This window comes from Marinobacter zhanjiangensis, assembly GCF_014651935.1.
GTDB lineage: Bacteria > Pseudomonadota > Gammaproteobacteria > Pseudomonadales > Oleiphilaceae > Marinobacter > Marinobacter zhanjiangensis.
The window spans coordinates 170611-180822 of sequence record NZ_BMXV01000009.1 but is presented as its reverse complement, the minus strand read 5'-3'; the positions used below and the strand labels follow the sequence as shown (position 1 = coordinate 180822).

Sequence of the window (10212 nt, the reverse complement as noted above, 5' to 3'; positions counted from 1 at the left end):
GAGTAGGCGAACAGGATGATCTTCAGCAGAATCGCCGGATCATAGGCCAGCCGGCCAGTGTCGTCGTTGCGGTACTTGGGGTGGAACACCGACAGGTCCAGCTTGTGTTCAATCAGGTAGTGCACCGCGTGTTCGAAAGTGCCGGGCTGGAGCTGCTCTTGGTAGTTGATCACGACCATCCCATCCTGATCGTAATTGTAGTGCCTGAAGCGGGGCATGGGACGGGTCCTTGTCGGCCTGCGATGACTCAATGCTACCAAACCCGGAGCGGGATCTTCGGGACTTTTTCTACAGCCTCAAAGCCGCTCAGCACGCGCGGTTTTGGAATGGAGGCGAAGCCGCAATGTAAAAACCGTCGCCGTGACTGGCATTGTTAAGGGCCGTTTACCCTTTATTTTGTTGGGGCAACCAATGCAGCATGCCGACTCCCCGATACCTTGTACCAACTTGACCCATGGCGCCAGGAACCAGAGCACCATATGGGCGGTTTTGTCCGAGGTTAAACCGGACTGCCCCGCGACCTTTGCACCGAATGACCTACCAACTCCAATGATAAATTTGGGGATGTGTTTCTGCCGAGGCCAACCACCGGAACCGGCCCCAAACACCGTACCCAAGAACACGACAGCCAGGCCTTTAACAGCTGTATATCTGTCGCCACGACCGTTTTTCAGCGACCTATATCTCCATCGGTAATGTTTCAAAATTAGGCCTAAAATTACCCCAAGTCAAAGAGTTACCGGGGTGGCTCATTTATTGATCTCAGGAAAAGTGATCATCAAGACCACTATCCCGGTTTTTGAGGGTCGTCGTAACCATCTGATGTAACGAGGGAAAAAGGCTATATAAGTGAAACCTCCCAGTTCATGGTCCCCGCGACTGCTTTTCCAGCCGACGGCCCTGATCAGGCCCCTGCCAACAATGCCCGAATTTCCTCGTAAATCTCCGGCGCCGTAATCAGGTTATCCCGTCCCCAAAGATCCTCCGGATATCCCTCCGGCACCTCGCTGAAATGCCCGGCCCTGGCTCCCGCTTCCCGGGCGATCAGCTTGGCTGCGGCAAAATCCCACGGACTGACCGTCTCGTAATAGGCATCCAGCCGCCCACAGGCTATCCAGCAGATATCCAGCGCGGCGGAGCCGATACGGCGAAGGTCGCGGCAGTGGTGGATCATTACGTTGAGGCGGCGTACCAGGGGTTCCAGGTTGTCCTTGGTGTAGGGGAAGCCAGTGGCGAACAGGGACTGGCGCAGGTCGGTGGCGCCGCTGTGTTTTATGGGCTCGCCGTTGAGGGTGGCGCCCTGGCCTTTTTCGGCGCGGAAGGTTTCCTCAGAGAAGGGCGCATGCACCACTCCGAGTTGCACCCGGCCCTTTTCCGCCCAGGCGATGGACACCGCCACCTGGGGGTGTCCGTAAGCATAATTTACGGTGCCATCGATGGGATCAACGATCCACAGGGGGGTGTCAAGTTCCTCCGCCTGGGTCAGGTCCGGCATGGTTTCCTCGGACAGGATGCGGTGGTCCGGGTAGGCCTTGCGGATGGCGTCAGTGATAAACTCGTCAGCCATGACATCCGCGTGGGTGACCAGCTCGGTCTGCTGCTTGTAGTCGGTGCGAAGGGTATTATCTTCCCGCTCACGGCGAACCAGTTCGCCTGCCTCCCAGGCGATGCGTTCGGCGAAGTCGGCTATGTCGGACATGGGGCTCTCCCTGAAATGGTGATTGCCGATACCATTGCAGGAAGCGTTGTCTGAATCAATCGGCTGCGCGGGTGTTTACCGCTATTACCACCATCATTCCCGGACTGAGCAGGCTGCGATCGCCCTTGTCCACCGAGATGCGCACCGGAATGCGCTGGGTGACCTTGGTGAAGTTACCCGAGGGGTTGGAGCTGGGTATCAGGGCGAATTCACTGGTGGCGGAGCGCCCGATCACCTGGATCCTGCCGGAGAAATCCGTATCAGGCCAGGCGTCCACACGGATTTTTACTTCCTGGCCTGGCGACAGGTTGCGCACATCGGTTTCCTTGATTTTGGCTTCGATCCAGACATTGTCCGGTTGATACATCATCAGAATAGGCTGGCCAGCGGACAGATATTCGCCCGTTTCAATAAAGGTGCGCGCCACTACGCCGTCGGCGGGGCTGGTCACGGTCATGTCTGCCAGCAGGGCTTGCTGCTGACGGACATTGGCTTCGGCCTCCACCAATTGCTGCCGGGTGATGGCAGTTTGGGCTTCCAGAAGCTCCGGCGTGGGCAGCGACATGGTGCTGCCGGAAAACAGCCCCAGCCTGGCGGTATCCCGTTGCGACTGGCGCAGGGTCACCTGTTGCCGTGCGGTTTCCAGCCGTGCCCGGGCCGACATCAGATCGTAGTAGTTCCGGTCGCGCTGCTGTCTGGACAGGGAGCCGGACTGGAAGAGCGTGTCCGCCCGCTGCCAGCTCTGCTCCGCGTCTTCCAGCTCCACCTCGGCGACCTTCAGGTCGGTGCGGGCGGCCTGTAGCTGCTGCTCCGCATTGCTGATGCCGCCCTGCAGCTGCCGGCGGGCCTGTTCAATCTGCTGCTGCTCGAAGGTCAGTCTCGCCTCCATGCTGGCCACCCTGGCCTGGCGCTGGTCCAGCTCCAGCTGTTCCGGTTGGCTGTAGAGTTCCGCCACGATCTGGCCCTTCACAAGGGGGTCGCCGTTTTCCAGGGGGAAGGCGTCAACCCGGCCGGACAGGCGGGAGGACACGGTCACCAGGTCGGTGGTGACGCTGGCGTTGTCTTCCACTACATGAGTGTGGCGGTACCAGAGCCATTGGCCGAGCCAGATCAGGCCAGCCAGTATCAGCACGGCGATCAGTAACAGCCTGGCCATCTGCCCCGGTCTCGGGGCAGGCTTGCCTTTGTGGGTGGTGGTGTCGTTGTTGTTGTCAATTACCATGAAATTATCCCGGGTCAGGGTCAGTCTGTAGCATGTTGAAGTGGCCGGCTCCATCGGCTCAACAGCCAGGCCGGTATCACCACGAAGGTGAGCGCGATCATCACCAGCCAGAAGCCGTCCTGGTAAGCCATCACTGTGGCCCAGAACTGCTCGGTGGCGCCGACTTGCTGCAGGGCTGCGGTCTGCTGCCATGCCTGCGGTACGCCGACGTTGGCGAGTATTTCCTGCCAGCGGGCGGCGGTGGCCATGGCCACGTCATTGCCCGGGGTGACAACGGTACTGATATGTTCGCCATGCCAGGTGATGCGCCGGTCCATCATCAGTACCAGGGCGGCGGTACCGAAGGCGCCCCCCATCTGCAGCATGAAGTTGATCACTCCCGAGCCATAACCGGTGAGGTGCAGCGGCAGCGAGCCGATGGCCCGGGACAGGGTTGGTGGCGGAAACGACGCCATGCCGGCGCTCATCAGGGTGAGAGCTACGGCCAGATAGGTAAAGGACGTATAGGCGTCGGCGCGGGAGAACAGGAACACCGCAAAGGTGGCGAAGGCCAGCCCTGGCAGGGTCATGTAATGGGCCGGGTAGCGGTCACTGAGCTTGCCGACCACCGGCACCAGCAACGCCAGCACCAGGGTGGAGGGCAGGAACAGCAGGCCGGTGGTCACCGGGCGGAAGTCGAGGATGCCCTGGGCGAACAGGGGCAGCAGGTACATGATGGCGTAGAAGGCGCCGCCGAACACGAAGATTGCCAGGCAGCCGGCCAGAAAGGCCCGGCGGCGGAAGATGCCCAGGTCCAGCAGCGGCTGGTGGATATGACGTTCCCACCAGACAAAGCCGACACCCAGTAACAGGGACAGGCCAAGCAGCCCCACCACCGCATTGCTGTCCCAGCCCCAGCGCTGACCATTGGAGACCGCCGCCAGCAGGGCAAAAATGCAGACAAACAGGCTGATGGCGCCGGTCCAGTCGAAGGGTGGCCGGGGTCCGGTACCTTCCCGGGTGGGCAGGAACAGATAGCCCATCACCATTGCCGCCAGGCACATGGGCGGGGTCACGAAGAACACGTAGCGCCAGGTAAAGGACTCCACCAGCCAGCCGCCGATCACCGTGGCCAGGGTCAGAGGCAGGCCCAGACACATGCCGTAGATGGCAGTTGCCATGCCCCGTTCATTGGCGGGGAACACCGAGAAAATGGCTTCCAGCGCCAGCGGACGGATCAGGCCGGTCATGGCGCCCTGTACCACCCGGGCCGCCACAATGGCCGCCATGCTGGTGGCCAGCCCGCCGATGATGGACGCCACCACAAAGGTAGCCAGCAACCCCACAAAGGTGGCCCGCTGGCCGAAGGCCTTCACCAGCCAGGGGGCAATCAGCAGGGCCACGGTGGTGGCGGCCAGGAAACCGGTGGAAATCCACTGCACCTGCACGTCACTCAGCCCCAGGGAGCCCTTGATGTAGGGGGTGGCGACATTGACGATGGTAATGGACATGCCCAGCGCCACCAGCCCGAGCAGCATGGTAAGGGTGACGAGCCACTTGTATTTGGGCCCGTAACGCTGGAACATCATCTCCACTTGCGACATGTGGCTTCCGGACGTGTTTGGGACTGGCGGATCAGTCAGGGGGTAGTCCCTGATGGACAGTGTAGTGAGCCATAGGTCTGCTACCTTCGTCGGTTACGACGATTTAGCAAGCTGATTAAATGTACCTCAGGGGCAGACATTTGAAAAACCAGGAATTGACGCTGCTGTATATTTTCGACGCCATCATGACGGAAGGCTCCATTACCCGCGCGTCCGAACGGCTGTCGATGACCCAGCCGGCGGTGTCCAATGCGGTGTCGCGGATGCGCCACGCCTGGAAAGATCCGGTGTTCGTCAAGAAGGGCCGCCAGATCGAGCCCACCTCCTACGCTCTCAGCCTGTGGGATCAGGTGCGCAACCCCATGCACGAGTTGTCCCGGGCGGTGAGCACCAGTGCTTTCGACCCGGCCAGTTCCCGCCGCAAGTTCCGTATTGCCCTGGTGGACATGATGCTGGACCTGCTGTGGCCGGCACTGGTCGGCAAGCTGGAACGGGATGCCCCCGGGGTTGACCTGCACGCGGTGCCCTACACCCTGGGTGGCGCCCATATGCAGCTGCGGGAAGCCCATGTGGACCTGGCCATCGGTATGCTGGAGGAACACGACCACAGCCTGCGCAGTACCTGGCTGGCAGAGAGCGGCTATGTCCTGGCCATGCGGAAGGATCACCCGCTGGCGGGTCGCCCCATTACCCTGGAGGAGTTCCTGGACGCCCGGCACCTGCTGATATCCCCGACCGGCGATACCCATGGCCCGGTGGACTCGGCACTGGACGCAATGGGGCTCAGCCGCCGGGTGGCGGTGACGGTCAACCACTTTCCCGCCATCCCACAACTGCTGAAAACCTCGGACCTGGTCACCGCACTGCCGGACGGCATGATGCAGGACGAACGGCTGCGGGAAGGGCTCTGGCTCACACGGCTGCCCATCGAGGTGGACCCCATCAGCGTGTACCTGATCTGGCACGCGCGTCATGACCGTGAGCCGGGGCTGATCTGGATGCGCTCGCTGGTGGAGTTTCTTGTTCGCGAGCGGTGGCAGGACCTGGTGGGTGAAATGACAGACCGGTGATGACCGGCACTCCCGATACATCACTTCAGATGATGTTAAGGATACCGCTAAACAATTTTTTTGAATCGTGCAACTCCCGAATAATACAACCATCGAGATCAGCCAGGGCGATCCGCCGCTGATACCCGACGAATTCAAATATTCGTATTCGAGGAGTTAAATCATGTTCGGTATCAATGCAAACCTGAAGAAAACCCTTGCCGTCGCCACCATCGCCGTTGCCGGCATCATGGGCGCCGCTAACGCCAGTGCCCAGCAATACTGGATGGAAGAAGTTCTGGAGCAGCAGCTGCAGGAAAAAGCTGCTCAGGAAGAGCAGGACCGCAAGGCAGAAGAAGCCGCTGATAGTGAGGCGGAAAACAAAGCTGACTCCGAAGCGGAAGAAAAAGCTGACAGCAACGCTTCATGAGTTGCTGGACGGGCCCTGGTGCGCTGTTCGATCCGAACGGCACGCCAGGGCCCGGCGCTTCTTTCCTTTTCTGTTTTTTTACAGCCCCTCCAGCCACGCCTCTATCCGGTCCATCGCCTTGACCAGCTTCGGTCCCGCCTGATGGATGAAGTCCTCATTACCTGACAGTTCCTGGTCCGCAAACTCGCCGGCCGCCAGGTCCAGGGCCCTTGCTCCGTCAAGGTCCACAAATGCCAGCCGCGCACTAAGCTGATCCGGCACAAAGCCGAAATCACTGGCGGGCAGCACGGCCACGCCGGTGTCTTCCAGCAGCTGTTTGCAAAAGGCGGCGCTGGTCTTGATGTCACGGTTTGCCAGTGCCTCACGGTAGGCCGAGAAGTCCGGGAACAGATAGAAGGCCCCTTCCGGCTTGCGCACGTCAACCTTCATGGCCGTCAGACGTTCGTGCACATATTCGCCAATGGCTTTCAGCACTTGGCGTGAATGGCGCAGGTACTCGTCGATATCCTCGCCGCCGTTGAAGGCGGTAATGCCGGCATACTGGATGGGCGCGGCGGTGGAGGTGAAGGTCTCACTGGCAATAATGGCCATGGCATCCTGCAGGGGCCGCAGCTCCGGCGGGAATATGAAAGTGCCCAGGCGCCAGCCGCCGGCCCCCAGCCACTTGCTCATGCCGGTGCTGATAATAGTGCCTTCCGGGTAGTAACGGGCGATGGACTTGTGGCGGCCGTCGAACTGCACCTCGCCGTAGATTTCATCCGACAGCAGGATCAGCCGGTACTTGCGGGCCACGTTGGCGATGGCCAGCAGCTGGTCATCGGTATAGGTGCAGCCGGTGGGGTTGGACGGATAGTTGAGGATCAGGATGCGGGGCCGGCCGGGGTCATCCCGGCAGATGATATCCAGTTCCTCGGCGGTCAGCTGCCAGTTGTTTTCCGCATGGGCTGGCAGCCAGTGTACCGAACGACCGATGATCCGCGCCTGGGGGGCATAGGACACCCAACTCGGGCGGGGAATCAGCAGGTCGCCGTAGTAGGCCAGCTGCAGGATGAAGAGCAGCTCCTTGGAGCCGGGCCCGATCAGCACGTCCTCCCAGCTACAACGCATGCGTTCGGCGCGGTTGATATAGCCGGCAATGGCCTCTCGCAGCCCCTTCAGCCCCTTGACCGGCAGGTAGTCCTTCTCACTGGCGTGGTCCCGCAACGCCTGCACCACCCGTTCCGGTACCGGGAAGGGGGACTGCCCCAGGCCCAGCTTGATGATGTCGCGGCCCTCGGCGCGCAGCTGGTTGCTCAGCTCGTTAATGCGCAGGGTGGCGGATGGCTGGATGCCCCGCACATTGAGGTTGATGGCATAACGGTGTTCGTTCTGGATGTCCATGGCCTGTCTTTACCGTGGGTTGTGCGTGGGTAACACGCGCAGTATAGGCAACAAGTCTCGCCTGGCGAGACTGTCCTCCGGTAGGGGATTGCCGAAGCAAAGGCCGCCCCCTGTCCTTGTCGGCCTGTGATCAGCAATTGGCGTTCAGTTCCCGCGTCAGTTCGGCCAGCTCCTGATTGAACACCCGGTCGTTTTCGCTGTAGTCCACGGGCACTTCCACCAGGTGCACGCCACCTTCCGTCATGGCCTTGTCCAGCGTGGGTTGCAGCTCTTCTACGCGGTTAACCCGGTGTCCCTTGGCGCCGTAGGATTGCGCATAGGTGACAAAATCCGGATTGCCGTAATCCAGGCCGAAGTCGGTGAATCCCTCCTGGGCCTGTTTCCACTTGATCATGCCGTAGGCGTTGTCGTTGATGATCAGGATCACCAGGTTCAGCTTCAGGCGTACGGCGGTTTCCATTTCCTGACTGTTCATCATGAAACCGCCATCACCGCAGATGGCCATTACCTTCTGGTGAGGGTAGAGCATGGACGCCATCATGGCGCTGGGCAGGCCCGCGCCCATGGAGGCGAGGGCGTTGTCCAGCAGCACGGTGTTGTTGTCGTAGGCCTTGTAGTTGCGGGCGAACCACAGTTTGTACATGCCGTTGTCCAGGGCAATGATGCCATCGTCCGGCATGACCCGGCGCACATCCCGCACGATCCGCTGGGGAGTGACCGGAAAGCGCTCGTCCGCGCACCGGTCTTGCAGATGGGCCTCCAGGGCATCCTTCACCCGCAGGAATTCCGAGAAGTCATGGTTGGGACAGTAGCCGCAGTTGCGGGCCAGCCACTCAACGCTGTTGGCGATATCGCCCACCACTTCATGCTGTGGGAAATACACCGGGTCGACATCGGCGCCACTGAAGTTGACGTGAATGACCTGTTTGCCACCGGGGTGCATGAAGAAGGGCGGTTTTTCCACCACATCGTGACCCACATTGATCACCAGATCGGCGTGGTCGATGGCGCAATGGATGAAATCACCGCTGGAGAGGGTGGCATTGCCCAGGTAACGGGAGTGGCGTTCGTCCACCACGCCTTTGCCCATCTGGGTGGTAAAGAAGGGGATGTCGGTGGTGTTGACCAGGTGGATCAGCGCCTGGGACACCCGCTTCCGGTTGGCACCGGCGCCGATCATGATCAGCGGATGCTTCGCTGAGCGGATCATGTCAGCGGCCTGTTGCAGGCTCTTCTCGCTGGCGGTGGGGCGGCGGGCATCGCTGGGGGCGAAGATATGAGTATCCGGTGTTGCCAGTTCCGAGGCGATATCCTCCGGCAATTCCAGGTGCACGGTCCCGGGGCGCTCTTCCGACGCCAGGCGGAAGGCTTCCCGCAGCTTGGCGGGAATGGTGTTGGCGTTGCTGATCTGGCGGGTGTACTTGGTTAGCGGTCGCATCAGGTCCACCACGTCCAGAATCTGGAACAGCCCCTGCTTGGACGACTTGATCGGCTTCTGGCCGGAAATCATCATCATCGGCATGGCGCCCAGCTGGGCATAGGCGGCGGCTGTCACCAGGTTGGTGGCGCCCGGGCCCAGGGTGGACAGGCAGACGCCGACCTTGCCGGTCAGCCGTCCGTAGGTGGCCGCCATGAAGCCCGCCGCCTGCTCGTGGCGGTTCAGGATCAGCTTGATGGACGATTCCCGCAGCGCCTCCAGCAGGTCGAGGTTTTCCTCGCCGGGGACACCGAAGATGTAGCGTACGCCCTCGTTTTCCAGGGCTCTGACAAACAGCTGCGCGCCGGTGAGTGCACCGTCGGTGCGGGATTCGTCAGTCATTTATCAAGCCTCCAGATTGTCATCGGGATGTCCGGCTGTTCTGGTTTGTTACGGTCAGTCTGCAACAAACGGGGCACAAGTGGCTACTCGAAGCGATGAACCTCCAGTTCGATGTGCTCCACCTGCTGCCCCAGCATAATGATCCGCCCCAGGTAGCGTTCTTCACCCGTGGTGGTGAAATCGAACAGAAACCGTCGCCATACCCGCAGCTTGCCCTGCCGGTCTCGCTTGAACCATAGCCCCCGCAGGTACACCGCGTCGTCCAGCAGCATGACGTCCATGCGCTTGCAGTAGTTTTTGGCGGCGGTCAGTACGAAGTCCTTGATGGCTTTCGCGCGCCACCAATACCAGGCGGCGAATCCGATCGCGAACAGCCAGGTGAGGGTAGACAGGGTCACGGGTTGGTTCCATGTTTTCGGGCCAAACGCAAGCCTACACTGCTGCGCTGAAGGTTCAAAGTTTGATGATGTGTCATTCACCTGCAGCCATCCACGTGTAGAATCAGTCCTGAATCTGCCGGAGATTATCTGCATGCAATGGATCCTGGGGCTCGGACTGGCAGCCCTGCTTTTTTACGTGCTCAAGCGCTGGGGTGCCCTGGACCCCGGGCAGAAAAAGGCCGCTACCTGGAAAGTTGCGCTGGTGGTGGCCGGGGTGTTGCTGGTGTTCATGGTGCTCACTGGCCGGGTGCATGTATTGACCGCTGCCGTGGCCGCGCTTATTCCCCTGTTGCGAAAGCTGCCTTCCCTGTTGCAGTTCCTGCCCCATGCCCGCCGTCTGTTCGGTGAGGGTGAGCAGCCGGGGGGCCAGCAGCGCAATCAGCAGCAGTCGGCTGGGTCGTCTGATCAGATGTCGAAACGGGAAGCCTGCGAGATTCTCGATGTGGAACCGGGCTGCAGCCGTGACGAGATCGTGGCCGCCCACCGGCGACTGATGCAGAAACTCCATCCCGACCGCGGCGGCAACGACTACCTGGCCGCCAAGGTCAACGAAGCCAAGTTCGTCCTGTTGGGTAAGCGCGGCAGCTGAC

10 protein-coding genes are annotated in these 10212 nt (G+C 60.9%); 3 read left to right on the top strand and 7 right to left on the bottom strand.

Annotated features, from left to right (window positions below; genetic code table 11):
• From IE079_RS17410 to IE079_RS17395, 4 genes are all read right to left on the bottom strand, one after another.
• Positions 1-218 (bottom strand): transposase (locus IE079_RS17410; RefSeq protein WP_227712580.1); only part of this gene is annotated, 218 nt, incomplete at its 3' end.
• Positions 219-904: 686 nt separating this feature from the next.
• Positions 905-1699 (bottom strand): inositol monophosphatase family protein, encoded by a 795-nt coding sequence (locus IE079_RS17405; RefSeq protein WP_189578129.1) that lies wholly within the window; start codon positions 1697-1699, stop codon positions 905-907.
• 55 nt (positions 1700-1754) lie between these two features.
• Positions 1755-2921: an HlyD family secretion protein gene (locus IE079_RS17400; RefSeq protein ID WP_227712579.1), complete on the bottom strand. Its 1167-nt coding sequence runs from the start codon at positions 2919-2921 to the stop codon at positions 1755-1757.
• Between the two features lie 20 nt (positions 2922-2941).
• Positions 2942-4504, bottom strand: coding sequence for a DHA2 family efflux MFS transporter permease subunit (locus IE079_RS17395; protein WP_189578128.1), 1563 nt, complete (start codon positions 4502-4504; stop codon positions 2942-2944).
• 140 nt (positions 4505-4644) lie between these two features.
• Here IE079_RS17395 and IE079_RS17390 point away from each other — a divergent pair, with 140 nt between their 5' ends.
• Both IE079_RS17390 and IE079_RS17385 read left to right on the top strand, forming a co-directional pair.
• Positions 4645-5574, top strand: a complete 930-nt coding sequence (locus IE079_RS17390; RefSeq protein ID WP_189578127.1) for a LysR family transcriptional regulator — start codon at positions 4645-4647, stop codon at positions 5572-5574.
• Between the two features lie 163 nt (positions 5575-5737).
• Positions 5738-5983 carry a hypothetical protein gene (locus tag IE079_RS17385; protein ID WP_189578126.1) on the top strand — a complete coding sequence of 82 codons (246 nt, stop codon included), beginning with the start codon at positions 5738-5740 and terminating at the stop codon, positions 5981-5983.
• Positions 5984-6061: 78 nt separating this feature from the next.
• Here IE079_RS17385 and IE079_RS17380 read toward each other — a convergent pair whose 3' ends face one another.
• The 3 genes from IE079_RS17380 to IE079_RS17370 form a co-directional block, all read right to left on the bottom strand.
• The gene (locus tag IE079_RS17380; protein WP_189578125.1) at positions 6062-7363 is read right to left on the bottom strand and encodes a pyridoxal phosphate-dependent aminotransferase; all 1302 of its coding nucleotides are present in this window, start codon (positions 7361-7363) and stop codon (positions 6062-6064) included.
• 130 nt (positions 7364-7493) lie between these two features.
• On the bottom strand, positions 7494-9182 hold the full coding sequence (locus IE079_RS17375) for an acetolactate synthase large subunit (protein ID WP_189578124.1): 1689 nt from the start codon (positions 9180-9182) through the stop codon (positions 7494-7496).
• A gap of 83 nt (positions 9183-9265) precedes the next feature.
• Positions 9266-9580, bottom strand: coding sequence for a DUF3301 domain-containing protein (locus tag IE079_RS17370; RefSeq protein WP_189578123.1), 315 nt, complete (start codon positions 9578-9580; stop codon positions 9266-9268).
• A gap of 133 nt (positions 9581-9713) precedes the next feature.
• Between IE079_RS17370 and IE079_RS17365 the strand changes: the two genes are divergently transcribed.
• On the top strand, positions 9714-10211 hold the full coding sequence (locus IE079_RS17365) for a DnaJ domain-containing protein (protein ID WP_189578122.1): 498 nt from the start codon (positions 9714-9716) through the stop codon (positions 10209-10211).
• Position 10212: the final 1 nt, after the last annotated feature.